The following is a 25,705-nucleotide window of genomic DNA, read 5'->3' as shown; positions in this document are numbered from 1 at the left end:
ACGACGACCAAGGCTTTTACCCTAGCCGACAGCGCTTGTAAATTGGTATTACCAATTACCCAAAACCGCTGACCAGTGCCTGACCAACAACAATTAGGGGCTCACCCAATATGCAAACCTGGCAACAGCTTTACAGCCCGCTCGGCAGCCTAGGCTTGTCCGCACTCGCGGCCGTCATTCCCATCGTGTTTTTCTTCCTCGCCCTGGCGGTGTTTCGCCTCAAGGGGCACGTGGCGGGCAGCATCACCCTGGCCTTGGCGATTGCCGTCGCGATCTTCGCTTTCCAGATGCCGGCCGACATGGCGTTTGCCGCCGCCGGCTATGGCTTTGCCTATGGTCTTTGGCCGATTGCCTGGATCATCGTCGCCGCCGTGTTTCTCTACAAACTGACCGTCAAGAGCGGCCAGTTCGAAATCATCCGCAGCTCGGTGCTGTCGATTACCGATGACCAACGCCTGCAAGTGTTGCTGATCGGCTTCTGCTTCGGCGCATTCCTGGAAGGTGCCGCCGGTTTCGGCGCTCCCGTCGCGATTACCGCCGCGCTGCTGGTCGGCCTGGGTTTCAACCCGCTCTACGCCGCCGGCCTGTGCCTGATCGCCAACACCGCTCCGGTAGCCTTCGGCGCACTGGGTATTCCGATTATCGTTGCGGGCCAGGTCACCGGGATCGACGCTTTCAAGATCGGCGCCATGACCGGTCGCCAGCTGCCGTTGCTGTCGCTGTTCGTGCCGTTCTGGCTGGTGTTCATGATGGATGGGCTGCGCGGTGTGCGGGAAACCTGGCCGGCCGCCCTGGTAGCGGGCTTGAGTTTCGCCATCACCCAGTACTTCACTTCGAACTTCATCGGCCCGGAACTGCCGGACATCACGTCGGCCCTGGCCAGCCTGGTATCCCTGACGCTGTTCCTGAAAATCTGGCAGCCCAAGCGTACCGCCGGCGCCCAGATTGCCGGTGCAACCTCCAGCGCAGCGATCACCGCCAGCGTCGGCGGTTTCGGCCAGCCGCGCAGCACCGTGGCTTCGCCCTACAGCCTGGGGGAAATCATCAAGGCCTGGTCACCGTTCCTGATCCTGACCGTGCTGGTGACCCTCTGGACCCTGAAGCCCTTCAAGGCGATGTTCGCCGCCGGTGGCTCGATGTATGGCTGGGTGTTCAACTTCGCGATCCCGCACCTGGATCAACTGGTCATCAAGGTCGCCCCTATCGTGATCAACCCCACGGCGATTCCGGCGGTGTTCAAGCTCGATCCGATTTCGGCCACCGGCACGGCGATTTTCTTCTCGGCACTCATCTCGATGATCGTCTTGAAGATCAACTTCAGAACTGGTCTTACCACTTTGAAGGAGACCTTCTACGAACTGCGCTGGCCTATTCTGTCCATCGGCATGGTGCTGGCATTCGCCTTCGTCACCAACTTCTCGGGCATGTCATCAACCATGGCCCTGGTATTGGCCGGAACTGGCGCAGCGTTCCCGTTCTTCTCGCCATTCCTCGGCTGGCTGGGCGTATTCCTGACCGGCTCCGATACTTCCTCCAATGCGCTGTTCGGCTCGCTGCAAGCGACGACCGCGCACCAGATCGGTGTCAACGACACATTGCTCGTGGCAGCCAATACCAGTGGCGGCGTCACCGGCAAAATGATTTCGCCGCAATCGATCGCCGTAGCCTGCGCGGCAACCGGCTTGGTGGGCAAGGAATCGGATCTGTTCCGTTTCACCCTGAAACACAGCCTATTCTTTGCAACGATCGTCGGCTTGATCACGTTGGCCCAGGCCTACTGGTTCACCGGCATGCTGGTTCACTGAGTACTACACGAAACATTAAAAAACCCGACGCTGAAACGTGATTCGGCGTCCGCTATTCACCACCGGGTCTGCAAGGCTGCTGAAAGATTTCCTCTCTATATTCAGCAGCCTCAGCAGACGGATAACCGGGACCACCCGGAGACACGCCTGATGAGCGAGCTTTTTTACAACGCCGTGCCGAACGCGACCCGAGTCGCCCCGCCATTGCCTGAGCCGCGCCAGTATCCCAGCGAGAAACCCCGACGGGTCTATCTGTTCGGAACCTGCGTGGTGGATCTGTTCTACCCCGAAGCCGGGATGGACGCGATTCATCTGCTTGAGCGCGAAGGCATCCAAGTCGACTACCCGCAAGGCCAGACATGCTGCGGGCAACCGGCCTACACCTCGGGATATACCGAGCAGGCGCGGACGGTGGCGCGGGCGCAACTGGCCCTGTTTGCCGGGGATTATCCGGTGGTCGTGCCGTCGGGCTCGTGTGCCGGCATGCTGCGTGAACATTACGCCGACCTGTTCAAGGACGAACCGCAAATGCTCAAACAGGTCCAGGCCCTGGCGGCCAGGACCTATGAGCTGGCCGAGTTCCTGCTGTTCGTGTGCAAGGTGCAATTGAACGACGATGGCGCGCCGGTAAAGGTCGCGCTGCATACGTCCTGCTCGGCACGACGGGAAATGAATACGCACCTACATGGCCGTGAGTTGTTGGCACAGCTGCGCAACGTGGAACGGGTCGACCACAGTCACGAAAGTGAATGCTGCGGTTTTGGTGGGACGTTCAGCGTTCGCATGCCGGATATTTCCGGCGCGATGGTGGCCGACAAGACCCGCGCGCTGAAGGAATCCGGCGCGCATCAGGTGGTCAGCGCCGACTGCGGTTGCCTGATGAACATCAACGGCGCGCTGGAAAAACAGCGCGAAGCGCTACGCGGCCAGCATCTGGCGAGCTTCCTCTGGAAGCGTACCGGAGGTGTCGCATGAGTACGCCGACGCTGATTCCGACCGTTGCAGTGCAGGAAGATTTTCGCGCCCGCGCCCACAAGGCGTTGGACGACACGCAACTGCGAAACAACTTTCGCACTGCGATGGATTCACTGATGACAAAACGGGCAGCGTCCTTCAGCGATGCCCACGAAAGAGAACACCTGCGGGTGCTGGGCAATGCTGTCCGCGCCCGCGCGTTATCCAGGCTGCCCGACCTGCTCGAGCAACTTGAAGCCAACCTGACCCGCAACGGTGTGAACGTGCACTGGGCGGAAACGGTGGACGAGGCCAATGGCATCGTCCTGTCGATCATCCGCGCTCACGAGGCGCGGCAAGTGATCAAGGGCAAATCGATGGTCAGCGAAGAGATGGAGATGAACCATTTCCTCGAGGCTCGGGACATTGAATGTCTCGAATCCGATATGGGGGAATACATCGTCCAGCTCGACCACGAGAAGCCTTCACACATAATCATGCCGGCAATCCACAAGAATGCCGGTCAGGTCGCGTCCTTGTTCCACGACAAACTTGGCGTGGAGTACACCAAGGACGTCGACCAACTCATTCAGATCGGTCGCAAGGTCTTGCGGCAGAAATTCTTCGAAGCCGACGTCGGCGTTTCCGGTGTCAACTTCGCCGTCGCCGAAACCGGCACGCTGCTGCTGGTGGAAAACGAAGGCAACGGGCGGATGTCGACCACGGTGCCGCCGGTGCACATTGCCGTGACCGGCATTGAAAAAGTCGTGGAGAACCTGCGGGACGTCGTGCCGCTGCTCTCGCTGCTGACCCGCTCGGCGCTGGGCCAGCCGATCACCACCTACGTCAACATGATCTCCGGCCCGCGCAAGGCAAACGAACTGGACGGGCCGCAGGAAGTTCACCTGGTCCTGCTCGACAACGGTCGCAGCCAGGCATTTGCCGACAGTGAGCTGCGCCAGACCCTGAACTGCATTCGCTGCGGCGCCTGTATGAATCATTGCCCGGTCTACACGCGAATTGGTGGTCATGCCTACGGCGAGGTTTACCCGGGACCTATCGGAAAAATCATCACGCCGCACATGGTCGGCCTGGCCAAGGTGCCGGATCACCCGAGCGCGTCTTCGCTGTGCGGTGCCTGCGGCGAAGTGTGCCCGGTGAAGATTCCGATCCCGGCACTGCTACGACGGCTGCGAGAAGAAAACGTCAAGGCGCCGGACAGCCCCAACCCGGTCATGCGCGGCCAGGGCAGCAAGTATTCGGCCAAGGAGCGCTTCATCTGGAATGCCTGGGCCCGGCTCAACAGCTCGCCACCGCTGTACCGGCTGTTCGCTTTCCTCGCCACGCGCCTGCGCGGCCTGACACCGCAGAACGTCGGCCCCTGGACCCAGAACCACAGCGCCCCGAAACCCGCCGCCCGCTCGTTGCATGACCTGGCCCGCGACCACCTGACCCCGCAGGGAGACCGCCGATGAGCGCCAAGGAAAATATCCTCGCCAAGCTGCGTAAAAGCCTGACCGGCACCACGCCCGTTGCCGACAACTACGACGTCGAACTGGTGACACAGACCTACCGCTACGCGCCCGAGGAACGCATTCCACAACTGCGCAAGCTGATGGAAGCGGTACACACCGAAATTCACCTGACGTCCGGCGAAGCCTGGCCGACGCTGCTGGCGCAATTGCTGCGCGACCGGCAACTGCCGAGCCTGCTGATCGCACCGACAACGCCCCATGGGCAAAAAATCGTACAGTTCTGGGCGAACAATCCGGGCCTTCCTGCGCTCAAGGCCTACGATCGGCCGGTGGAGGAATGGAAAGCCGAACTGTTCAACGATACGCCTGCCAGCCTGACCGGCACCCTCGGAGCCATCGCCGCAACCGGTAGCCTGATTCTCTGGCCGACGCGGGAAGAACCGCGCCTGATGAGCCTCGTCCCGCCGGTGCACTTCGCCTTGCTCAAGGCCAGCGAAATCCGTGACAACTTCTATGAAGTGCAGCAGGAATTCGAATGGGCCCAAGGCATGCCGACCAACGCCCTGTTGGTGTCGGGCCCGTCAAAGACCGCCGACATCGAGCAGGTCCTGGCCTACGGCGCCCATGGACCAAAGGATCTGGTGGTGCTGATTCTGGAGGACCAATGACGCTTCCGGCCCCTTTCCTGCGCGACGTATACCAACTGATCCCGGAGAAACGACGCTTCGACGACCCGTTGTCGACCCTGGCCTTCGGCACCGATGCGAGCTTTTATCGGCTGATTCCGAAACTGGTGGTACGCGTCGAAAGCGAAGACGAAGTCATCGCCCTGCTGCAACTGGCCCAGCGCGACCGGGTTCCGGTGACCTTCCGTGCGGCGGGCACCAGCCTGTCCGGCCAGGCCATCAGCGACTCAGTGCTGATTGTGCTCGGGGACAACTGGAACGGCCGGGAAATTCGCGAGCAAGGCACACAGATCCGTTTGCAACCCGGCGTGATCGGCGCCCAGGCCAACGCCTGGCTGGCCCCGTTCGGGCGCAAGATCGGCCCGGATCCGGCGTCGATCAACGCCTGCAAGATTGGCGGCATCGTCGCCAACAACGCCAGCGGCATGTGCTGCGGCACGGCGCAGAATACCTATCACACCCTGGCCGGCATTCGCCTGGTACTCGCCGATGGCACGCGCCTGGACACCGAAGACGCCGCCAGCGTGGCGGCATTCAGGGCGAGCCACGGCGAACTGCTGGAGCGGCTGGCAACCCTTGGCCGTGAGACACGCGCCAACACGGAGCTCGCCGCCCGAATTCGCCACAAATACCGTCTGAAAAATACCACCGGCCTGTCGCTCAATGCCCTGGTGGATTTCGACGAGCCGGTGGATATCCTCAGCCACCTGCTGGTGGGCTCTGAAGGCACGCTGGGATTCATCAGCGCGGTGACCTACAACACCGTTATCGACCACCCGAACAAAGCCTCGGCACTGATCGTGTTTCCGGATGTGGAGACCTGCTGCAACGCCGTGACCGTACTGAAAAGCCAGCCGGTCTCCGCCGTTGAGCTGCTGGACCGCCGCAGCCTGCGCTCAGTGCAGGACAAGCCGGGCATGCCGGATTTCGTACAGCACCTGTCGAACAATGCCTGCGCGCTGCTGATCGAATCCCGCGCCGCTTCGTCATCGTTACTACAGGAACAACTGACCCGGATCATGGCTTCTCTGGCGGCTTTCCCGGTGGAAAGGCAAGTCGACTTCACCGAGGACCCGCGAGAAAACGCCCGCCTGTGGGCCATCCGCAAAGACACCTTCCCCGCCGTAGGCGCGGTGCGCAAGACCGGAACCACGGTCATCATCGAAGACGTGACCTTCCCGGTCGAGCAACTGGCCGCTGGCGTGAATCGCCTGATCGCCCTGTTCGACAAACATCACTACGACGAAGCGATCCTTTTCGGACACGCACTGGAAGGCAATCTGCACTTTGTCTTCACCCAAGGCTTCAACAGCACTGAAGAAGTCGCACGCTACCAGGCGTTCATGGATGACGTAGCGCAACTGGTGGCGGTGGAATTCGGCGGCTCGCTGAAAGCCGAACACGGCACCGGCCGCAACATGGCACCGTTCGTTGAGTTGGAATGGGGCACTGATGCCTATCAATTGATGTGGCAGCTCAAGCGCTTGCTCGACCCCAACGGCATCCTCAACCCGGACGTCGTGCTCAGCGAGGACCCGCAGATCCACCTCAAGCACCTCAAGCCATTGCCGGCAGCTGATGAGATTGTCGACAAGTGCATCGAGTGCGGCTTCTGCGAGCCGGTGTGTCCCTCCAAGGACCTGACCTTGAGCCCGCGCCAGCGCATCGTGATCTGGCGCGACATTCAAGCGAAAAAGCGCGCCGGTATCGATACCTCCGAGCTGGAAACGGCCTATCAATACCAGGGCATCGATACCTGTGCCGCCACGGGCCTTTGCGCCCAACGCTGTCCTGTAGGCATCAACACCGGCGAACTGGTGAAAAAACTCCGCAGCCGCACTGCGACGCGTACGAAAACCGCCGATTGGCTTGCGGGTAATTTCGCCACTGCGCTGCAAGGGGCGCGCTTTACCCTGCACGTCGCCAACGGTGCGCGAATGATGTTGGGAGCGCCGCGCCTGGCACGGTTGTCCGCCGGGCTGACGCGGCTGTCCAAAGGACAGGTTCCGCAGTGGACCAACGCCATGCCGCAACCGGAAAGGGCGATTCGGTTCAGCCCCAGCGTGGCGGACGAACGCCCGAGGGTGGTTTATCTGGCGGCCTGCGTGTCGCGGGTCATGGGCCCGGCGGCGGAGGACAAAGAACAGATGTCGTTGCACGACAAGACCCGCGGGCTGCTGGAAAAAGCCGGTTACCAAGTCGTTTTCCCGGACAACGTAGACAGCCTCTGCTGCGGCCAACCCTTTGCATCCAAAGGCTACGCCGAACAGGCCGAGCACAAGCGCCAGGAACTGATCGGCGCGCTGCTGCACGCCAGCCGCGGCGGGCTCGACCCGATCTATTGCGACACCAGCCCATGCACCCTGCGCCTGGTTCAAGACTTGGGTGAAGTACGTCTGGACCTGTACGACCCGGTGCGTTTCATTCGCACGCACCTGATGGATCGCCTCGACTTCACGCCTCAAGAGGCCCCCATTGCGGTGCACGTCACCTGCAGCACGCAGCACCTTGGCGAGAGCCAGGCGTTGATCGATCTGGCGCGCAGGTGCAGCAAAAACGTGGTCATTCCGGAAGGCATCCATTGCTGCGGATTTGCCGGGGACAAAGGCTTCACCACGCCCGAACTGAACGCCCACTCGTTGCGCACGCTGAAGGGCGCGGTAGAGCACTGCAGCGAAGGAATCTCCACCAGCCGGACCTGTGAGATCGGTCTTACGCAACACGGTGCGATTGATTACCACGGGCTGGTTTATCTGGTTGACCGAGTGACACGGGCCAGGGCGATGTGAAAAAAATAGAACCCTGACGAACAACGGCAGTCCATTGATCAGGTCCCGCAAACGCGGGACTTCCTCAACAGGTAGCCGCCCTGATGGCCAGCAAATGCTGCCCTTGGGTCAAGGAGAGACATATGAAACGCTCTGTGCTGTTAGGTCTGTTTGTCACTGCTTCGATGCTGGCATCACCCTCGTTTGCTGCCGGCGATTCGGACAGTCTCTGCGCCACCAACATCAAAACCATTGAGAATGCCAAGACCCAGTACCAAGGCTCGGATTCGCAAAGCCAGATCGAGGCGAGCCTTCAGCAAGCGAAGGCCCATCAAGCCTTGAAAACCAAGGAAGGCACCGAGAAATGCATCTCTGAAACCACCCAGACCATCCAAGAGATGCAGAAGACCAACAAAGACGGTAAAAACTCCTGAATGCAGTGGGCCAACCTTCGGGTTGGCCCCTGATGCGTTTTGGCGTACACTACGCAGGCCTGTCGCTCTACAGATTCACAGAGCGCCAGGTTCGGGGCCGTTTAGGATTCGACGCCGGTTGCGAAACTTTAGGTGCATGCCGAGTTGGTAACAGAACTCGTAAATCCACTGTTGCAACTTCCTATAGTTGCCAATGACGAAACCTACGGGGAATACGCTCTCGCTGCGTAAGCAGCCTTAGCCCTTCCCTTCTGGTACCTTCGGGTCCAGCAATCACCAGGGGATGTCCGTAAACCCAAAGTGATTGTCATATAGAACGGAATCGCCGTGCAGTACGTTGTGGACGAAGCGGCTAAAACTTACACAACTCGCCCAAAGCACCCTGCCCGTCGGGTCGCTGAGGGTTAACTTAATAGACACGGCTACGCATGTAGTACCGACAGCGGAGTACTGGCGGACGGGGGTTCAAATCCCCCCGGCTCCACCATTCCATCATCTAAAGACGTCCACGGACGTCTTTTTTTGTGCCTGAAATCCAGTAAACACGGGGCCTTAAGCACCACCAGCGTCCACGGACGTCCAGGAACAGCCACGCTTTATGGCATTCCAAATGGCATTCCAAGCCCAATAGTGCTAATTTTTGGAATGCCAACTCCATCCTGGAATGCCAATGTGCGCACAAGCGGTTCGCCTCTCTGAACTCAAAATCAAATCTGCCAAGCCTGCTGAAAAGGACTACGTACTGTTCGATGGCGGCGGACTTCAAATGCGAGTGAGAAGTAATGGCTCAAAGCTATGGAACTTCAACTATCGACACCCCGTGACGAAGAAGCGGATCAACATGGGCCTCGGTACCTTCCCTGAAGTCTCACTAGCGCTAGCACGAAAAGGCTCCATTGCAGCCCGGGAAATACTTGCCAAAGGCCTCGATCCCAAAGAACAACGGGATGCAGTGCTGCAAGCAAAGCAAGCTGAAACCGAGCACACATTCCAGAATGTCGCGACGTCCTGGTATGAACTGAAGAAGGATGCGGTGACACCTGCTTATGCCGAGGACATCTGGCGTTCGTTGACGCTGCACGTTTTTCCAGACTTGGCCTCCACACAGATTTCAGCAATCAGTGCACCACAAGTCATCAACCTTCTTCGACCACTCGAAACCAAAGGTAGCCTTGAAACCGTTAAACGGCTGTCACAGCGACTCAACGAGATCATGACTTACGGGGTCAACTCAGGACTGATACACGCAAACCCACTCAGCGGGATTCGCTCCGTCTTCAAGAAGCCGAAAAAGAAAAACATGGCGGCACTTGCTCCAGATGAGCTGAAAGAGCTCATGGTGGCAATTGCCAATGCCAGCATAAAAAGAACTACGCGCTGTCTGATTGAATGGCAGCTCAATACCATGACTCGCCCAGCGGAGGCTGCAACCACGCGCTGGGTCGACATCGACTTCGAGAAGAAGATCTGGACGATTCCTGCTGAGCGCATGAAGAAACGCCGAGTACATATCGTGCCGCTCACAGATCAAGCATTGGCACTGCTGGAGGCAATCAAACCCTACAGCGGACACCGAGAGTATGTATTTCCTGCAGACCGGGACCCTCGGACCCATTGCAACAGCCAGACCGCCAACATGGCACTAAAGCGCATGGGCTTCGAAGGTCGGTTGGTGAGCCATGGCATGCGATCAATGGCCAGCACTACTCTCAACGAACACGGCTGGGATCCTGAGTTGATTGAGGTAGCGCTTGCACACGTCGATAAAGACGAGGTCCGCAGCGCCTATAACCGAGCGGACTACATCGAGCGCAGGCGTCCAATGATGAAGTGGTGGAGCGAGCACATCCAAAAAGCAGCTACCGGCAATCTTTCGATCTCGGCAATCCAGAACACCCGAGACACGAAGGTCGTCTCAATACGCTAACGAAGTAGCTTCAACAGGTGATAAGTAATCTCTAAATCATGACCGTCGCCTGTCTGGGCTGTACATCAGGCTTGCCTCCATCTCTCAGCGTGCACCTCAAGCAGCCGACTCACGCGATACAGCCATCTACAGATACTCTTTCATCTGACGCTGGTAGGAAAGGACACACGTAAATGATGAAGGAGGTCTTTCGGTAGCATTGCGGGGAGCTTCGCAGTGCCGTTATTGGACAATTGGATGACCACTGTCTTGTGAAGGCCAGCGAATTTCACTTGGACTTTTTCCAGCACATGTTTACGCCCGGCTAGTAGAACATCAGTGGCTTCACGCACATCTCTTAGCCCTTTGAGCAATATTTTCCCCGTCACACCTTGGTCTATTTCGACGCCCGAGACCTGAAGCGAATCGACAGTGATTTCCTGATCCACGGCAAGCTGCAGCGCCGATACCCACTCAATCAGGTTAACCGTAATAGGCGTAACTACTAGGTTGAAACTGCAAGCTTCGAGCAGCCGACTGATAAATCCTTTGATACTGCGCTGATAATTTCTTAGCTCAATGTGGGGCGACGAATCAAAGAGAGTGAACTCTGTTGTCCGGTACCCAACCCGATCAAACACCTCTTCAGTACCAAAAGGAGTCGAGATCACTTCTTGGTAATTGTACTTTTCGATGTAACGCCCCTCGACGAAGTCGTCTCGAATTCGTTCTATAGCGAAGCCATCCATTCTCTCATCCGTAAATGGCGTCTCAACGAGCTTCTTCCCAACTGCTCGAATTGGTAAGGGCCATTGGGCATAAAGCCATCTAACCCTGTTCATGTTGGTTCTCCTTGCGGCTCAGCGCTCGCTTGAGCTTTTGCTCTCAGTTCCCTGATAACTTTCGCCGCGGTTTCTTCAATAACACCCAGATAGATTTCTTTGTCTTCGGCACTGACCGGTCGAATCGTCTTGGTGTACTCAAGCTCAACGATACGATAGGCGCCTCGGACAAAGTACTTGAACCCCTTTCCTTGCATCGGATCCTCAAAAGCAGCCTCAAACTCCACCATGGGTTGTGGTGCTTTATTCAGCACCGAGCGCCATATGATCGACGTGATGAAAAAGCCTTTCCGGGTCAAACTCTGGTACTCCTCAGACGCCAGAAGTGTCTCACCTTTCAGTGCGACATTCTTGACCAGAGCCAAGGCCTCCTCTTTGGCCACCTCAGCTTCCTGGTCATCGTCCAGATCAAGCTCGTCTTCCTCAGGTTCCTGGGGCAAGCGCTCAACTTTCACACTAGTGACGTTCTTCAGCGAGAACCCCGTTAGATCTCTGATGAGAGAAGTAAAGAACTCTGTGCGCAATGCTGATGATTGAAACTCGCCGAGTTCGATGCGGATAGCGGGGATTTCAGCCTTGGCCCTGGTATCCAGCTTGCCCTTGAGCTTCGAGTAGATAGCCTTGACACGATCATTGGCAGGCATCCGAATGACCGTCTTGTCCGCCGATACGTGGAACTCGATCAAGGCTTCTTTGGGTGTGCGCTGAACGAGCCGCGTTTTGCCATAGTCAACGTCGGAGTACTTAATGTTGGCGACCACTTGGTTGCCGTCCTTAATCTGCTGAGTGACCTTCTCGTCCTCCGGGGACTCCTCAATGTACTCTCTAATAATCTCCCGGATTCCTTCCACGGTCAGCGCGGTTGGTAGCGTTACCGACGTGAGCTTTTCCTGCCGGCCAGAATGCTCACGCTGTTCCAGCAGGGTATTAAGATCGTGATAGTCATGTGGAAGGAGCGAAATGGCGCTGACCAAATCATCCCGGCTGTCCTTGGCAGAAAAGAAAATCCCCCTGTCCTTCGCAAGCTCTAGCAGAATTTTTTCGTTGATTTTCTGCTTAGCAGACATCAAGGCGTCGTAAATTTCCTTATCCGTAGCACAATACTGAAGCGCGTTTTTGCTCATTGCCGAGACAACTCCAGGTCACAGAAAGTGGTACGGACGTGCTCAAGTTTGCCGAAGTCAATGGAGTCTAGGATCTGCCTAAGGTCTCCACCGCCTTGATAGTCAGCGACGTACTGGTCTTTTGCTTTGGCAAAATTGGCTGAAGCATTCTGATGCGGGTCGACCATGCGGATAGTGACCTCCGTTTCGGCCTTAATTACCTGGTAGTGCATCAGATACTCGATGAGATACAGAAACTCATCTGTTGTGAATCCCCGCTTACGCATGAAGATCACGAAACCCTGCTTACTTCCATTCTTGGGGTTTACATGGGACAGGATGATCCAAGGTGCGGTCAGCATGTCCAGCGTGGCTGCCTTAGCGTGCTCCAATTGGACATTCTTTCTGCGAACCAGATGGGGGTAGTAAAACTTGCAGTAATCCCGTTCCGGTAGGAGACCTGCACCTCCGCGAAGGTGGATAATTTCGTGGTGAACGTTGTTCAGCCAGTAGATATCGTCAGGCCCCATCACAACGATTTTAGAACCTTTGGGTATGTCCAATTCATCGCACTTTACCTTTTCTAGGATTTTGGCGAAGTCCTTGTCATACTCACTATCGTGGTTGTAGACGAAAAGCAGTCCCTGGATATTTGCCGATACATCCGGATGGATGTAAGTTTCGCTAAACTCTCGGCTGATCTCGGCGCATCGCAGACTCTTGGCAAGACTCTCGATTGCCTCCCGGATAGCCTTCGTTTTAATGGTGCCCTTCGCGTAGCTCTTGAGATCGCAGTTCACATATGTGCGGGACTGAGAATAGGGCTCATTGTACCAAAAAACGACATCTGAGGGATGGGTCTTGACCTCATGTAAGTCCTGGTTCTCGCACGGCCAATTGATATTGGTGTGCTCCATACGCCCCCAGAGAAACTCGTTGAAAATGCCTTTCGACAGCTTCTCTGCCATCTTTGCGATGTTTATCGTCTCGGCCATGATTCCGTGGGCTCTTTATGTAGTAAAAGCAACACTAGCACCATCACGGCGCTAATGCCGGCACAGTAAACACGTTAGTCCAGCTACAAGGTGATCCGTTATCCGCTGGGCACGAATACCATAATCCTTGATTCTGAGGAAACTGTCTGAACAGTTACGACTGACTGGAACCAATCGCTAGATATCCTTCCTGAAAGCTACCCGCATCAGCTTCGGTTAACACCCGTCAGCTCTTTGCATTCCTGTAATGCAACATTTCTGACCTCCATCTTCTTCGCTGCTATGCCGAGTCCAGTACCAGTTCACCGAATAGAACTTGCCGCACCTGGCCGGACGAGAAAGAGTAAAGTCTATTTCTCCGAACTGCGCTCAACTAGCCTGCGAAGACATGCTTGATCAAAAAGGCTTCCAGCCCGTCGTCCAAGACACGCACAATGCCGCCATTCGGTGTAGCCCAAACCAGAATTTTCCGTGCCTGGTTGTCGTACAGGTAGTACTGACCATCACCAATCTCCAGCAGTGGCACAGTATTTTTCGGGTAGGTCGGGTCACGGCCAAGGTCCGAGAATGCGGCAAACACATTCAGGTAATAGTCGTCAGGCACGCCTAGGCCATACGTTTCGTAGGCGTCAAAGACAATGACTCCAAAAGCCGACAGGTAGCGCTTGTATTCGTCAGACAGTGCGAATCCCAGTTTCTGCTCAAGATTCTGGATGCTGGCGGTATCTACTGGCCGGGTGTTGGCCTGATGGAGATCAACGAGTTGTTCAAGTTTTTTCATAAGATTCGCCCTCAGCGCTGATTCTCAATCTGTTCGGCTCGCGCCTTCCAGTAGTCTTTTCGCTCTTTATCGAAGTCCTCGCGATTGATCTCGGACTCCTTCTGCTTGTTGTGCAACACGTTATCGTTTCCGTTGCCACGGTGCTCAGCGCTGGTCAATTCTGCCAATGGTGAGTCCTGTTTCTGGCCGATGTGATGTAACTCGATCGGCTTTCCATTGGCATCGAGCGGGGCCCTTCCCGACTTCATCCGATCCAGGTTAGTGGTGCCCATGGCATCTTTTTGATCGTAATCGATGTCGGTACGAATCAGTGCATCCTTGCCGTTGACCTCGGATGGTTCAAGATTGGCATTTTCATAGATCTTCGCTTCGGCCTCACTACCTATTGCATCCAGAACCTCTTTAGGAACGCCCAGCAGCTCAAGCCGCTCACGGGTTTCCGGCGACATTTGCGGTAGCTCCAGGCGGGTTTCCTGGGTGAGCACGATAGGACGATCGAGCTCGACAACGATAAGGCAGCGGTCTGGCATTTCACGGGCCAATAACGCCAGGCTGGTCGGAACCTCGGATTTTTCAGCAAAGAAATTTTCAAAGTTCACAGAACACTCCCTGTTTCGAGGCGCGCACGCCATGCGGAATAGATATCGAGATGGCTCTCGTGCTGCAGGCTGTAGTCCTTCATCAGGCACTGCTGAGTAGCCAGGGTCAGCTCAGCGCTCAAGCCAGTGGCTCTCTCGTGGAGTAACAGGTCAAGTTGATTGCTTAGATGCCCGTAGTCGGTCGCCATTTGAATGATCTGCTGGACCTGCTGCCGGCAACCGAGCACATCGACCACCAATTGTGCGACGTAGGCAAATGCCTCGGGCTTGCACAGCGCCGACGGTTTCTCTTCTTTGTGAGCATTGAGCGCCTCGAACAGCGCGATTTTGCTGCGAGCCAGCAACGGCAATTCACACAAGCCGTTTTCCAGCAACGCTAAATCCAAGGCGACTGGCGTGCGGATACGGTTGCTCAGCAGCAGGTTGAGTACCTGCAGGTTGAAATCCTGGCTACGCACGGCGCGATTGTCATTGGCGGTATACACATAAGGGGTTTCGTGCCCGGCGAATTTCTTCACCTGACACAGCACCGGCTCCAGCCAGTCATTTTGATAAACGATGGCGACGCCTTTGGGTAACTTGGCGATCTCTTCAAGCTGATCATCACGCAACGCAACCGACTTACCGATTAAACGACGGTCCATTTCATCCGGCAGACGCATGATGATTTTGGTGTTGGTGTTGCGAATCGCGGCGATATCAACCGCATGGGGCGACTGGTCGGCAATGATGAAACCTTCACCGTAGGTGCGCATTTCGGCGATAGCGTTGGTTAGCATCTCCACTGACTTGCCGACCACATTTGCCCCTTCAGCACCGCCTTCGGACGGGCTGCGCTTGAGGATGTTATGCGCTTCTTCAAGGACCGTGACGTGGCGCAGCGGCTGGTTCATGCCACCACCGGCCATTCGGTGCTCACTCAGGCGCATCACCAGGATCCCCATGATCAGGGCTTTGGTCTCGGACGAGCCGATGCGGCTCAGGTCAACGATTGCGCTCTGATCAAACAGTACGGCGCTGTCGATTTCGTTAGCGGTAAAAATCTGCCCATTCAAACCATTGGTCAGGGATTTGATCCGCGTGGACAGCGAACCGATGTAGTTACCTTTGAGCTCCTGGGAGTACGCGGACGCCTCGATCACGCTTTGCAGGGTACTGAGCAGATCACTGAACGTCGGAAATAATTCATCGCTGTAACGGTTGGTCGACGCGTCCAAGTCCCAACCACATTGCTGATACGCCTGCAGGATCGCCTCTTTGAGTACGGCAGGCATTGCGGCATACATCGGCCAGCAGACGTTGAAGATTTCCACGAGCCGATCAACGTGCTCCAGCACATGAATGGCCAACGGGAAGCGGAACGGGTTGATGCGCAACAATTCACTGTGGGCCGGATGCGTACCAAATACATTGACGTCATCGCGATGACCGAAGACGTGTTTGTACTCGCCCTTGGCCGGTTCAATCACCAGGAATGGCACGCCGACGGCGCTGATTTGGCTGAGCATTTCATACAGCGTGTTGCTTTTACCGGCACCGGTCGAACCACTGACAAACACATGGCTGGCCAACTGATCGAGACTCAACTCGATCTTTTGCGGCAGGTTTTCCCACAAGTGGCGGATGTTGCCCAAGGTCAGTGTCTTGCCCTTGCCTGGCTCACTGCTGTGACCATCCAGGCGTTGCACCTTACGACCGAACGCCTGGGTTTCCAGCACGGCCACCGTGGAAGTGGAGCGTCGGGGCAGGCTCAACTGGATCGCCATCTCCTTACCCGACACCAGCGTGGCCGGAGTGAGGTAACTGATCGGGATCTTTTTGGAAAATGCCGGTTTCAATTGTGGATGGCTGAACGCGCTGAGCCAGTCCAGCACGGCTGACTTGTTGGCGGATTTCCAGGTGGTCAGGGCGAAGTCTTCATGACTGGACTTGCTGCCGCGTACCAGCCCAAGAAAGATACTCGCCAACGATTCGGACGACGCAGTGCTGTCACCGATGAAATACGCCGCCGAGTTCCAGCCGCCGTATGTCTTGGCTTCGTCGATACGTTCGAGGTGGTGATCGATTTTGCTGAGCAACTGCTCGATGGTCTTATCCACGGTCTCAATCGAAATCTGCCGATTAGAGCCCAGGGTTTTGTTCAACGAATGAGTATCGGTGGTGCTGGTGGTATGTGTGGTCGACGTAGTCTTCGACGCGGCCTCACTGAAGGAGGTGCCGTGGCTTTCATTGCGACCGGTGGACGTCGACTGGCTGGTGCCGGTGGTGCGTTGTTCGTTGAGCAGCGCAGCAGCGGCCGAACCGATCTGGCTACCGAGCATCGCGCCGAATGGCCCCAATGTCGCGCCACCTACCATACCCAGCACATTGGCACCGATAGCGACCGTTTTGGATGTCAGGGTCTGTGCACTGAACGACTCGCTGGTACCGGTTGTGTCGGTGATTGATGTGCCGAGCGTCGTCGACGTGCCCTTGGTTTCGGTCAGCCCAAGGCTGTGTCCAAGGGAGTCACTCAAGCCCTGGCTGATGCTGAGCCCAACGGAATCACTGTCTTGTTCGCCGAACGACAATTGCTGTTTGAGCAATGGCGAAAGTTGCGTGGCGACCTGCTCGTATCCGGCGCGGATCAAGTCAAGGTTCTGCGACGAAACCGGCTCGGCAAGAATGATCGCGTGGTACACCCGGCGCTCAGCCGCATCGATAAAACGCTCGAGCCCTTGCATGAAGTGCTCGCGGTTCTCTGTCGACAACGCAGGCACACCCGTGACCGCCGTGATGCTTGCCGAAGGGTTGGCCTTCTCGGCCTGCAAAGCGCCCAGCAAGGCATCTGCATGCTGTTGCGGCAGCGGCACTAACGAACTGCCCGAGAAGTGCCCCTTGAAGGTCTCCCGCAGCAGCTCGCCAGAACTGTGCCCGAGGGTTTTACCGGGCTCACCCCGGGTACCGATATAGAGGTCGGTTTCGATACCGTTGGAGCGCAATATCAGAAAAACCGAGTAACCCGCAGCACCCAGTGCGGTGTAAGCGGCCGTGGTGCTCTCGAGTACAGATTGTTTGTTGTCCTGGACGATGCGCTCAATGCGAAAAATCCGCACGTCACTGGCAGCATTGAACCGCAGCCCCTTCTCGGCAAAGGCATGGACCGGATACCGCTCCAGCTCCGACAGGTAGCTGCGATTGATCAGCGCACGCCCAGCTTCAAGGGTCAGGCCGGCGTTTTCACGGATATCCTGCACGGCAGTGCGGGTCAGTATTGGAGAGGTCATCAGGTCACCGTACCAGTGCAATGAGGAACACCACCACGGCCGCAATGGCGCCGCCGATCAGCAGTGCGGCCTTGAAGGCTGGATTACGCTCTGATGCACCATCGTAAATGGGCTGGCGGGAGTGGGGGCGTGATGCTTGAGCTACAGGGGAGGCTGAATGTGCGGTGGAGGCTTTTGTCTTGGTCGAAGCAAAGCCCTCAACAGCGCTGTTGCGCAAATGCTCGCGAACGTCGATCAGGTGCAAAAAGCGCTTTTCCGAGAAGTTGGTTTTCAGGTAAGTGACCTGTAGATCGTAATAATCTTCGGTCCATTTGTTCTGATCTGCCACAAGCTCACGCGCAAATGCGCCTTCTGAAAAAACCTCGAATATCCCGGAAACACTATCTTTGATCCACCCCAGCGCAGCGCGCAATTCGGCGCCATCCAGACGACGGTCGTTGAGCTCCAGGCGCAGTGCGGTGCGGGTCGTCAACAAGTCACCTTCTTCGACAAACTTCTTGAGGTTGCTGGAAGGTTGGTAATCGGAGGACGCACTGCTCATCGGATCTTTTCTCACATGTGAAGCGGCAACAGTTGGTGTGAATCCCTTTTCGTTTCGTTGACGAAACACGTCGCGGACCTGGATCAAATGCTCCAGCCGCTCCTTGGAAAAGTTGCGGGCAGCGAAAACCTTTTGCCGACTGAAATAGTCCGGATTCCAACTCACAGGGTCCACATCAATGGCGCGAGTGACAGCATCGACCTTATGAGCCTCCATCACCCCTGGGGTCTGTTGCACGGCGTCCATTATCTTCTGCAACACATCGGTGTCGCACTGTGTGTCATCGAGCGCCGTCAGAAACTGCTTACGAGCTTTTTCAATCATTATGGCGTCAGTCGTCATAGAAACTCCGAAGTCAAACGGCGAGGGTTTCGTCGAGTTTTTCTTTGAATTGATTGATCCACGCTTGCAACTCACGAGCCTCTTCAAGGGCTCGCTCACGCAGGTCGCGGTCCGTCATTTTTTCTTTGAGCGAGTCGATCAACTCATTGAACTTGGTGTCGAATTCGCGCCCCATAAACGCCACGAACTGATCAATCAGGACGGTCTTGCCATTGTCGATTTCGCTACGCGCGGCCACTACCAAGCGAGCAAACTCGGTGTCAACACGCGTGCTACGCTCCTTCCAGAGTGCTCTAAGATCGACGGTTTTCTCTTCGCCATATTTGTAAACCGTGCGAGTGGACCCCCACGAGAAGGGGTTGTACCAAGTGCTGTCACTGACTTCGTAACGGTCAATCACCACTCGCTTGGTCTGCACCTCATCACTCTTGATAGTAAGATTGAAGGAAATATCAGCCGTAGCTTTTTGGAGGCTTTCCAGAATAGGCAACTTCAAATGTTGGCAGTCGTTGAAAAGAGCCACGATGTAGCGCTGATATTCAGCCTGAAGGTCTTCACTAATAACTCGCTGACTTGTGATGAACACCGCTTCATATGCATTGATGAGTTTGCGGTACTGGAACTGGAGTTCCTCTTCAACTTCCTTGACTCGCATTTCGGCGATGTGTGGTTCGACCGTTTCGGTGAAACGCTCACTGACCGACCTCAGATACTTGCCAGCAGAAGTCTCCAGCTCCGCGAGAGCATCCTCAGTAACCCGCGGCAACACCTTACCTTCACGCTTTATCTTGTCCTTGTAAGCCTGCGTATCGAACCCTTTCTCCTGCCGACACTCCAGTGCCTGGATCTCTTCATTTATATGCGCCAGCATCTTCTCGTCCTGATCCAATTGCTCGATCAGTTGCGTTTCGTTGAGACCAACAGCAATGGCTTTGGTCATCGCGTCATAGGCACGCTTGACCCGATGCGGGAAGTTGTACTTGTCGATGTACTCGTCAATCATCGCTTCTACCGCCGGCAAGCCACTGCTCAGCACGATCTCGGGGAGTTTCTTCTCTTGCAAACTACGTTTGACCCGCTCGGTAATCGGCATGTATTGCAGCAAATTCATGCTCGGCTCTTCACCGAACATGTCCATCATGGAGTTCAACTCACCGCGTTCCTTGCGTGAATGCAAGTGCTGGGGCTTGCGCAGCAGCCGCGTCAGGTTGGCCGACACCGGGTAGATCAGCGGATTGAAAATACCGTTTTCAACCAGGTAGTTTTTGACGCGGGCCAGCACGGATGGCAGGTCCTCGCCTTTCTCAGGGTCGAATACATCCATCTTGTTGATGACAAAAATGAACCGATCCTTGCTCTGCTTGCCGCCCTTGCGCATGGTTTCGGCGACCAGTCCCAACAGGTTTTTGTCGTCGTTGGTACCCAACTGGCTGGCATTAAGCACATACAGAATCAGCGGGTTGCGCTGCGAGTCCTGAATGAAACTCATGGTTTTGAGCTGGTGTTTTTCATCCTGGCTGTTGTTCGGCCCTGGTGTGTCGGTCAATACCAGGCGTACGCTGTCACGATCTTGGATTGCGTGAATTTTGCCCTCGATATCGATGCGCATCGTGTCCGGCAGGCTGTTCCATGCCTGCAGCACTTCCAGGTTCACGTCATCGCTGTTTTCCGCAACACGGTGATCATTGGTTACGCGTTGGGCGGCGAAGCGCTGGCCCATCGATGCGTTGTCGGTGATGCGGGCAATGGTCGCGGTCGTGGCTTCGTTGGCCGCGGGCAGCAGGTCCTGGCCAAGCATGGCGTTAATCAGTGTCGACTTGCCCGAGGACATGGTCGCCACCACATACACGTCGAAATCCTTATTGAACGCTTCTTCAAAGGACTGGCTGACATCGGCATTGTCACGAATGAAATGCTCAAATTCAGGATGAAGCTTGGCCTCTTCCATCAACTCACGAATGCGGGTCAGCCGCTCCTCCGCTGGGTCGGCCTCGATAAACTGCAGAGTGACCTGCATGCCCTTGCCCGTCGCGACTTTTGCCGCCTCAACCACGTCAAGGTAGTCCGACTCGACCCCTCTGAAAGTGACATCAAAGTTATTGTCACCATTGAACAACTGACTCAACTCATCAAACAGCTTCTCGATCCACACTTGCAGCCGCGATTCTTTATAGCTCGACAGCTTGCAGCCTTCGGCCGGCGGTTGGCCACTGATCAGGAACTGAGTCTCGACGATGAATGGGTTATGGATGATTTCAATAGTATTCATGGTTGCTCATCTAATCGGCGTTGATGATGGATAAGGGCTTCAACGGTTTTGAGCCCACTGATTGTGACCAACTGTTGCAATTGGTTTTTATCGTAGGCACGGGTATCGAGTGCCTTGGTTCGCTGTCTGCGTTCCAGGTTGTTGAGTGATGTGAAGACTCGGCGCTTGACCACTTCTGGCACGACGGTGGCATTGAGCAAATCGCGCTTGTTCACTTCCAGATCATCGAGTACCTGACGCAATTTGGAGCGTTGCGCGCGCGTCAGTGTTTCGGCACTCAGGGCCTTGCGCGCGTACAGCGCTGCACTGGCCATTGTCGGAATGATGATCGGCTGCTCAAAACCGATATCGCGCAAATAGCGCTGGGCGTTGTGCACATAGCCTTGAATGCTTTCGCCCTTCTCGGGATCGAGCAAATCCACTTTGTTGAGGATGAAATAAATCGGCTGGGCAGGCTTGGCGGCGAGTTCTTCGCGCAGCTGTTCGAGCAGCAACCGGTCGTCACAAGTCCCCAGTTGGCTGGCGTTGAGCACATAGCAAAGCGCATTGAACGACACCGTGCGGATAGCCTCCAGCATCAGTCTGGCGTGGTTTTCATCCTGGCTGTTGTTAGGCCCTGGCGTGTCGTGAAATACCAGCCCGGGCGCTGGGCGCGGCTGCACTTTGAAGGTTCCAGCCAAGCTGATGCGCTTGACCTCGGCATTGGCGTTCCAGTCCTTTAGCAAGGCTACCGACGGGGAATGCAGGGAGGCCAACTCGGTGTCGTTGTAGCAATAACAGGCGCCACTGAATCGACGGGCGCCCTGGCGATGCTCGACACGGGTCACGCAGGCAGTGGTGGCTTCATTGGCGGTATACAGCAGTTCCTGGCCAATCAGCGCGTTGATGAACGACGTTTTGCCTGCGCTCATTGTGGCCAACACCAACACATCGAACGTGGTGGTAACAAAAGGCTCCGCCCTCCTGGCCTTTCTAGGTTTTGCAGGCGTAGCGGTGGAGCCCGTCATCAGCTTCTGTCCCTATTGCCGGGTGCCTTGGGCACCAAACACGTGTTAATCCATTGGAGGTTGATCAGCCGCAGTCTTGCACGGCAGTGCGACAGTTCATGTCGCGCAATCAGTCGACGCGTAGAGGTTTTGCATACTGTTCAATCTGGCGCTGATCTCATCGACCCAAACCTGCGGCCCATGCACGCGGATGTTGTCGTTCAGGCCAAAGATCCACCACAGCGTTTCACGATCCAGCGGAACTTGGGCGTGCAGACGCTTCCAGGTATTCGAGGGAATATCGCTCAAGGTCTGCTCATGACTCAGCGGGGTTTCGCCGAGCAGGACGGCAATCTGCGGATGAACATCTGCGATCAGTTCCACGTGAGTGTTGGTTTGGCGTTGACTGAATATGCCGCTCGCAATGTAATCGTTCACATCAAAGTTGGCGTGCAGCACGGACGGCTCATCAAGTACGCGAACGTGCTGAATGCGATGCAGAGCAAACTGGCGCAAATCACCATAGCCATCCACGGAGGCCAGCAAGTAGCTGATGGCATGCCGCGATACCAGGCCCGCAGGATGCAGGCGAAACTGTTTGAGTTCGCCCTTGCTCCGACTCCGATAGGTCACTTGCAATTGCCTGCGCTCCAGCAAAACGGCAGACACTTGCCCCCAGACTTCAGGGTTGATCGCAGCTGGCAGCAAGGTTTTCCCATTAGGAATCGCACGCACTCGTCGCGCCCAATCGGCCAATCCGTTATGACCGAGATCGCCCAGGAAGTTACGTGCACGTCGAAATTGCGGACCAAGCTGATCCAGAACCGTCTGCGGCAGCAAGGTAACCAGATGGCTTTCCGACAGATACAAAGCCAGTGCTGTGGAAGCATCCATATCTTCCAGCTTCAATGGAGCATCCCGAGTGAAACTCCAGCGGAAAGGGGTCTCGCTATCATCGCATTGCAACGAAAAAGGTATCGATAACCGATTCAAATCACGCTGAACCGAGCGAAGTGTCACGGAAAAACCTCTATCGCGAAGCTTTTCGAGCAGGGTCGGGGTTGCAATACGCTGCGGCTCGGTGGGAATCAGGCGCAGTAATGCGAATAGCCTGAGCAGCGTATCCTTCGCTTGAGACATGGTGACTACCTTGTTTGCAGTTCAACTGATAGCCCGCAGGCTGATGCCAATTTGGCATTGATGCTACTGACTAAAATGGCTTATTGCCATCTATTGTGGTCAACATGAGACTTTAGTCTTTCGACAGCGGCGCGCCAAACTTGAGATTCTGCTTTCCTCTCAGCCGGGAGAAGACTGGCGCCCTGCCTTGTCACGCTTCAGTTCGCTGTACTCGCAATACAGTTCATAGCTTTTCTTCAGCACCACACAAAAACCGATGACGGCAAACAGATTTTTCATGATCGTAATCTCCTAGGTTTTTTGGTCATTTTCCAAGGTAGAGCGACAAGGTGCGTCGCGACTTTGAAGCGTCAATCGTTGAGGCTAAGAAATTGATCCAAGCGGGTTCTGAGGATTTCATGACGATTGGCTTCTCGCCCCTCCAGCGAAGGGGTATGACATTCAGGACAAAGGATGAACGCTGCTTGGCCGAGCGATGCCAAATCGTTGTGAGGTAGAACTGTTTCTTTCCAAGAACAGTAAGCGCACACAAAGGTGAACGGACGCGGGGAGATTGCCATAGCGGTGTCCTAAGCTGTCGGATGGCGCTAGCTTGGGGTACAGGTACGACAATGTGTGTCGCCTCGTTTAACAGACAAAACTCATCATAATTGCGGTCGAATACAAGCGGATGAGTGTGTTCGCTGCCCTAGCGACCAAATCACGTGCCCATAGGCGTACTAATTCGATTCAAAAAAATCTCAACTCTACATAACAGCAATGACACCATTATCAGGAAGGTTCATCCCATGTCATTGCAGTGTCCTCGTTGTAACTCCCCTAAAGTCGCTTCATTCCATCACGCCATGAAAGTCGGCGCGGCCATCGGCACCTTGGGTGGTGCCGCGCGCGGCGTCAGTACTGCTTTGGCTGGAGGCCAAGCGGGCGCGCTTATTGGCGCTATCGCCGGCCCTGTCGGTATCACACTCGGTTCGGTATCGGGTGCCATCCTCGGTGGGCTGGCCGGCGGTGTCGGTGGCTGTGCCCTCGGCGCCCAGTTGGGTGAGTCGCTCGATCGCCACGTCCTGGCCCATAACCTCTGCTTGCTATGCGGCCATCGATTCAACCTCCCGACATAACCAAGTCAACTTCCCCTCTATTTATTACGTCCGGACGGTGCTGCGCTCTGCGTGGCGCTGTATGCCGGCTTATGCCCAAAGGAATCACAATCATGGCTCATCTCATCGAAACTATGGCTTACGCACCACAGCAACACCAACCACCGTGCGAGTGGTGTGCAACAACACCCTGACCATCGCCCTGGACGGCACCAGCCGCGCGATCAAGGTGCCGCACAACACCCGCTTCGACCCGAAAGCAGTGAAGAAGCAGCTCGGCATCGCCGTCTCGCAGTGGGATGAGTTTATGTACCGCATGCGGGACTTGTCTGAGCGCAAGGTGCAGTGGCATGAGGCGCTGGGGTTCTTCATGACCGTGTTGTGTGAGACGAGTCCAACCGGCGCACTGCCGGAGGTACTGCCAAACGAACGCGCTCTGCGCAAGGTTCAGGAGCTGTACGAAGGTCGTGGTCGGGGCAGTCAGCTCGACTCGGCACGCGGCACCGCCTGAGGCCTGCTCAACTCCGTGACCGAGTTTGTCGACCACGAACGGTGGGCACGTAGCAACGAGTACCGCATGGACTCGGCCTGGTTCGGCCAGGGGGCGCAGATTAAACAACGTGCCCTGGAAACCGCCCTGCAACTGGTCGCTTGCCTGCCCACTGGCCAAAGGCGGTGCCTGCAAACCGTACGGCCGGCTGAATGTGCTGATTGGGGATGATGATCCGCTAGGCAGCTTCGTGTTCCGCACCACCGGCTTCAACAGCATCCGCACCCTAGCGGCTCGCCTGCAGTACTTCAAAGCTATTTCCGGTAATCGATTGGCTTGACTGCCGCTGGAGTTGCGCCTGCGTGGCAAGTCAACGCGGCAAAGCCATGGAACACCAATTTTCTACGTCGATCTCACAGTGCGCAGCGGTATGGACATGGCCGAAGCGCTGCAATCTGTGAGTGAGCTAGATGTGCAACGACAGGCGGCTGGCTTTGATCAGACAGCGCTGGATGAAGCCGCGCGCCGTGGCTTTGGCAATGGTGCCTTTGAGGACAGCGAAGAAGACGCCGGTGCAGTGATTGAAGAGTTTTACCCCACCGAAGAAATCCCACTCTCAACCACAAGCATTTTCCCGCCCTCTACGAAACCCAGCCTATTCGAGAAGCTGGACACGCAAGCCCAGCGCCACACCTCACCGACAGATAACCATCAAGGAACTTCACATGCGTCTACACAAGCTGAAGGCCAGTGAATCTACTGGTACCTACCAAATCGAGTCACCGATCAGTGAAGCCGACATTCTGCTAATGGCCCGGCAATTGGCAAATCTACGCCTGCGCCGAGGACGGGCATTAACTTCGCCGAAGGACGTGTTCAGCCACCTGCAAGCATTGTTGGGCGATTACGAACATGAGGTATTCGCCTTGCTTCTACTCGATAACCGGCACCGAGTAATCGTCTTTCACGAACTGTTCCGGGGCACCCTGGACAGTGCAAACGTCTATCCCCGCGAAGTCGTCAAGACCGCCCTAGAGCACAACGCTGCAGCGACTGTATTAGTACACAACCACCCTTCCGGTGATCCAGAACCTAGCCAAGCAGACCTCACCCTGACCCACAAACTACAGGAGGCCTTGAACCTGGTTGGGGTGCGAACACTGGACCATATCGTGGTAGGTCACGAGGGCTGCGTATCGCTGGCGGAGCAGGGCTATCTATAAGGA

General features: G+C 56.1%; 19 protein-coding genes, 1 other RNA gene and 2 pseudogenes. 12 read left to right on the top strand and 10 right to left on the bottom strand.

Annotation, left to right across the window (positions count from 1 at the left end; translation table 11 throughout):
- Nucleotides 1–110: 110 nt before the first annotated feature.
- From J3P86_RS03640 to J3P86_RS03605, 8 genes are all read left to right on the top strand, one after another.
- The gene (locus J3P86_RS03640) at nt 111–1,805 is read left to right on the top strand and encodes a lactate permease LctP family transporter (RefSeq protein ID WP_434699475.1); all 1,695 of its coding nucleotides are present in this window, start codon (nt 111–113) and stop codon (nt 1,803–1,805) included.
- Between the two features lie 150 nt (nt 1,806–1,955).
- Nucleotides 1,956–2,780 (top strand): (Fe-S)-binding protein, encoded by an 825-nt coding sequence (locus J3P86_RS03635; protein ID WP_434699473.1) that lies wholly within the window; start codon nt 1,956–1,958, stop codon nt 2,778–2,780.
- Nucleotides 2,777–4,234, top strand: a complete 1,458-nt coding sequence (locus J3P86_RS03630) for a LutB/LldF family L-lactate oxidation iron-sulfur protein (RefSeq protein WP_434699471.1) — start codon at nt 2,777–2,779, stop codon at nt 4,232–4,234. Before J3P86_RS03635 ends, J3P86_RS03630 begins: the two co-directional genes overlap by 4 nt.
- Entirely contained in the window at nt 4,231–4,902 is a 672-nt protein-coding gene (locus J3P86_RS03625; RefSeq protein ID WP_434653721.1) for a LutC/YkgG family protein, read from the top strand. The genes J3P86_RS03630 and J3P86_RS03625 overlap by 4 nt, the downstream gene beginning before the upstream one ends.
- Nucleotides 4,899–7,709, top strand: a complete 2,811-nt coding sequence (locus J3P86_RS03620) for an FAD-binding and (Fe-S)-binding domain-containing protein (protein WP_434699469.1) — start codon at nt 4,899–4,901, stop codon at nt 7,707–7,709. The genes J3P86_RS03625 and J3P86_RS03620 overlap by 4 nt, the downstream gene beginning before the upstream one ends.
- Nucleotides 7,710–7,831: 122 nt before the next feature.
- A complete protein-coding gene (locus J3P86_RS03615) occupies nt 7,832–8,122 on the top strand; it encodes a hypothetical protein (RefSeq protein ID WP_434569869.1) in 291 nt (96 codons plus the stop codon).
- A 93-nt stretch (nt 8,123–8,215) separates the two neighbouring features.
- Nucleotides 8,216–8,609, top strand: a transfer-messenger RNA (tmRNA) gene (ssrA, locus tag J3P86_RS03610).
- 183 nt (nt 8,610–8,792) lie between these two features.
- Nucleotides 8,793–10,049 carry an integrase domain-containing protein gene (locus tag J3P86_RS03605; RefSeq protein WP_434699467.1) on the top strand — a complete coding sequence of 419 codons (1,257 nt, stop codon included), beginning with the start codon at nt 8,793–8,795 and terminating at the stop codon, nt 10,047–10,049.
- A gap of 140 nt (nt 10,050–10,189) precedes the next feature.
- On the opposite strand, the gene J3P86_RS03600 is transcribed toward J3P86_RS03605, so the two are convergent.
- The 10 genes from J3P86_RS03600 to J3P86_RS03555 all read right to left on the bottom strand — a co-directional run bounded on the left by J3P86_RS03600 (nt 10,190) and on the right by J3P86_RS03555 (nt 22,892).
- Nucleotides 10,190–10,870: a hypothetical protein gene (locus tag J3P86_RS03600; RefSeq protein ID WP_434699465.1), complete on the bottom strand. Its 681-nt coding sequence runs from the start codon at nt 10,868–10,870 to the stop codon at nt 10,190–10,192.
- Nucleotides 10,867–11,994: a hypothetical protein gene (locus tag J3P86_RS03595; protein WP_434699464.1), complete on the bottom strand. Its 1,128-nt coding sequence runs from the start codon at nt 11,992–11,994 to the stop codon at nt 10,867–10,869. The genes J3P86_RS03600 and J3P86_RS03595 overlap by 4 nt, the downstream gene beginning before the upstream one ends.
- The gene (locus J3P86_RS03590; RefSeq protein ID WP_434699463.1) at nt 11,991–12,968 is read right to left on the bottom strand and encodes a hypothetical protein; all 978 of its coding nucleotides are present in this window, start codon (nt 12,966–12,968) and stop codon (nt 11,991–11,993) included. The genes J3P86_RS03595 and J3P86_RS03590 overlap by 4 nt, the downstream gene beginning before the upstream one ends.
- Nucleotides 12,969–13,341: 373 nt before the next feature.
- Nucleotides 13,342–13,749, bottom strand: coding sequence for an SMI1/KNR4 family protein (locus J3P86_RS03585; protein ID WP_434699462.1), 408 nt, complete (start codon nt 13,747–13,749; stop codon nt 13,342–13,344).
- Between the two features lie 11 nt (nt 13,750–13,760).
- Complete coding sequence (locus J3P86_RS03580; protein ID WP_434699461.1) at nt 13,761–14,348, bottom strand: HNH/ENDO VII family nuclease; 588 nt, start codon at nt 14,346–14,348, stop codon at nt 13,761–13,763.
- A complete protein-coding gene (locus tag J3P86_RS03575; RefSeq protein WP_434699460.1) occupies nt 14,345–17,614 on the bottom strand; it encodes a helicase HerA domain-containing protein in 3,270 nt (1,089 codons plus the stop codon). Before J3P86_RS03575 ends, J3P86_RS03580 begins: the two co-directional genes overlap by 4 nt.
- A gap of 4 nt (nt 17,615–17,618) precedes the next feature.
- The gene (locus J3P86_RS03570; RefSeq protein ID WP_434699459.1) at nt 17,619–18,497 is read right to left on the bottom strand and encodes a hypothetical protein; all 879 of its coding nucleotides are present in this window, start codon (nt 18,495–18,497) and stop codon (nt 17,619–17,621) included.
- A gap of 13 nt (nt 18,498–18,510) precedes the next feature.
- Complete coding sequence (locus J3P86_RS03565) at nt 18,511–20,766, bottom strand: dynamin family protein (protein ID WP_434699457.1); 2,256 nt, start codon at nt 20,764–20,766, stop codon at nt 18,511–18,513.
- Complete coding sequence (locus J3P86_RS03560) at nt 20,763–21,677, bottom strand: dynamin family protein (protein ID WP_434699455.1); 915 nt, start codon at nt 21,675–21,677, stop codon at nt 20,763–20,765. Before J3P86_RS03560 ends, J3P86_RS03565 begins: the two co-directional genes overlap by 4 nt.
- Before the next feature lie 192 nt (nt 21,678–21,869).
- The gene (locus J3P86_RS03555; protein WP_148852550.1) at nt 21,870–22,892 is read right to left on the bottom strand and encodes a helix-turn-helix transcriptional regulator; all 1,023 of its coding nucleotides are present in this window, start codon (nt 22,890–22,892) and stop codon (nt 21,870–21,872) included.
- Nucleotides 22,893–23,737: 845 nt separating this feature from the next.
- Here J3P86_RS03555 and J3P86_RS03550 point away from each other — a divergent pair.
- The 4 genes and pseudogenes from J3P86_RS03550 to radC all read left to right on the top strand — a co-directional run bounded on the left by J3P86_RS03550 (nt 23,738) and on the right by radC (nt 25,702).
- Nucleotides 23,738–24,010, top strand: coding sequence for a complement resistance protein TraT (locus tag J3P86_RS03550; RefSeq protein ID WP_238340729.1), 273 nt, complete (start codon nt 23,738–23,740; stop codon nt 24,008–24,010).
- Nucleotides 24,011–24,128: 118 nt separating this feature from the next.
- Nucleotides 24,129–24,641 (top strand): annotated as a pseudogene (locus J3P86_RS03545) (DUF932 domain-containing protein); the annotation flags it as partial.
- Nucleotides 24,625–25,233: pseudogene (locus tag J3P86_RS03540) on the top strand (hydrolase or metal-binding protein); the annotation flags it as partial. The pseudogenes J3P86_RS03545 and J3P86_RS03540, both read left to right, overlap by 17 nt.
- Nucleotides 25,205–25,702, top strand: a complete 498-nt coding sequence (radC, locus tag J3P86_RS03535) for a RadC family protein (RefSeq protein WP_339100574.1) — start codon at nt 25,205–25,207, stop codon at nt 25,700–25,702. The pseudogene J3P86_RS03540 and the gene radC, both read left to right, overlap by 29 nt.
- The last annotated feature ends 3 nt before the right edge of the window (nt 25,703–25,705 follow it).

Source organism: Pseudomonas sp. D1-1 (assembly GCF_051132225.1).
GTDB lineage: Bacteria > Pseudomonadota > Gammaproteobacteria > Pseudomonadales > Pseudomonadaceae > Aquipseudomonas.
The sequence above is the reverse complement of the archived record's forward strand: the minus strand, read 5'-3'. Positions and strand labels throughout refer to the sequence as shown.

What these genes read in the sequence shown, in the direction of transcription:
- J3P86_RS03595 (WP_434699464.1), bottom strand. Translation starts at nt 11,994, where the DNA reads ATGAGCAAAAACGCGCTTCAGTATTGTGCTACGGATAAGGAAATTTAC.
- J3P86_RS03635 (WP_434699473.1), top strand. Translation starts at nt 1,956, where the DNA reads ATGAGCGAGCTTTTTTACAACGCCGTGCCGAACGCGACCCGAGTCGCC.
- J3P86_RS03570 (WP_434699459.1), bottom strand. Translation starts at nt 18,497, where the DNA reads ATGACGACTGACGCCATAATGATTGAAAAAGCTCGTAAGCAGTTTCTG.
- J3P86_RS03585 (WP_434699462.1), bottom strand. Translation starts at nt 13,749, where the DNA reads ATGAAAAAACTTGAACAACTCGTTGATCTCCATCAGGCCAACACCCGG.
- radC (WP_339100574.1), top strand. Translation starts at nt 25,205, where the DNA reads ATGCGTCTACACAAGCTGAAGGCCAGTGAATCTACTGGTACCTACCAA.
- J3P86_RS03620 (WP_434699469.1), top strand. Translation starts at nt 4,899, where the DNA reads ATGACGCTTCCGGCCCCTTTCCTGCGCGACGTATACCAACTGATCCCG.
- J3P86_RS03550 (WP_238340729.1), top strand. Translation starts at nt 23,738, where the DNA reads ATGAAAGTCGGCGCGGCCATCGGCACCTTGGGTGGTGCCGCGCGCGGC.
- J3P86_RS03590 (WP_434699463.1), bottom strand. Translation starts at nt 12,968, where the DNA reads ATGGCCGAGACGATAAACATCGCAAAGATGGCAGAGAAGCTGTCGAAA.
- J3P86_RS03615 (WP_434569869.1), top strand. Translation starts at nt 7,832, where the DNA reads ATGAAACGCTCTGTGCTGTTAGGTCTGTTTGTCACTGCTTCGATGCTG.
- J3P86_RS03630 (WP_434699471.1), top strand. Translation starts at nt 2,777, where the DNA reads ATGAGTACGCCGACGCTGATTCCGACCGTTGCAGTGCAGGAAGATTTT.
- J3P86_RS03560 (WP_434699455.1), bottom strand. Translation starts at nt 21,677, where the DNA reads ATGAGCGCAGGCAAAACGTCGTTCATCAACGCGCTGATTGGCCAGGAA.
- J3P86_RS03555 (WP_148852550.1), bottom strand. Translation starts at nt 22,892, where the DNA reads ATGTCTCAAGCGAAGGATACGCTGCTCAGGCTATTCGCATTACTGCGC.
- J3P86_RS03625 (WP_434653721.1), top strand. Translation starts at nt 4,231, where the DNA reads ATGAGCGCCAAGGAAAATATCCTCGCCAAGCTGCGTAAAAGCCTGACC.
- J3P86_RS03640 (WP_434699475.1), top strand. Translation starts at nt 111, where the DNA reads ATGCAAACCTGGCAACAGCTTTACAGCCCGCTCGGCAGCCTAGGCTTG.
- J3P86_RS03600 (WP_434699465.1), bottom strand. Translation starts at nt 10,870, where the DNA reads ATGAACAGGGTTAGATGGCTTTATGCCCAATGGCCCTTACCAATTCGA.
- J3P86_RS03565 (WP_434699457.1), bottom strand. Translation starts at nt 20,766, where the DNA reads ATGAATACTATTGAAATCATCCATAACCCATTCATCGTCGAGACTCAG.
- J3P86_RS03575 (WP_434699460.1), bottom strand. Translation starts at nt 17,614, where the DNA reads ATGACCTCTCCAATACTGACCCGCACTGCCGTGCAGGATATCCGTGAA.
- J3P86_RS03605 (WP_434699467.1), top strand. Translation starts at nt 8,793, where the DNA reads ATGTGCGCACAAGCGGTTCGCCTCTCTGAACTCAAAATCAAATCTGCC.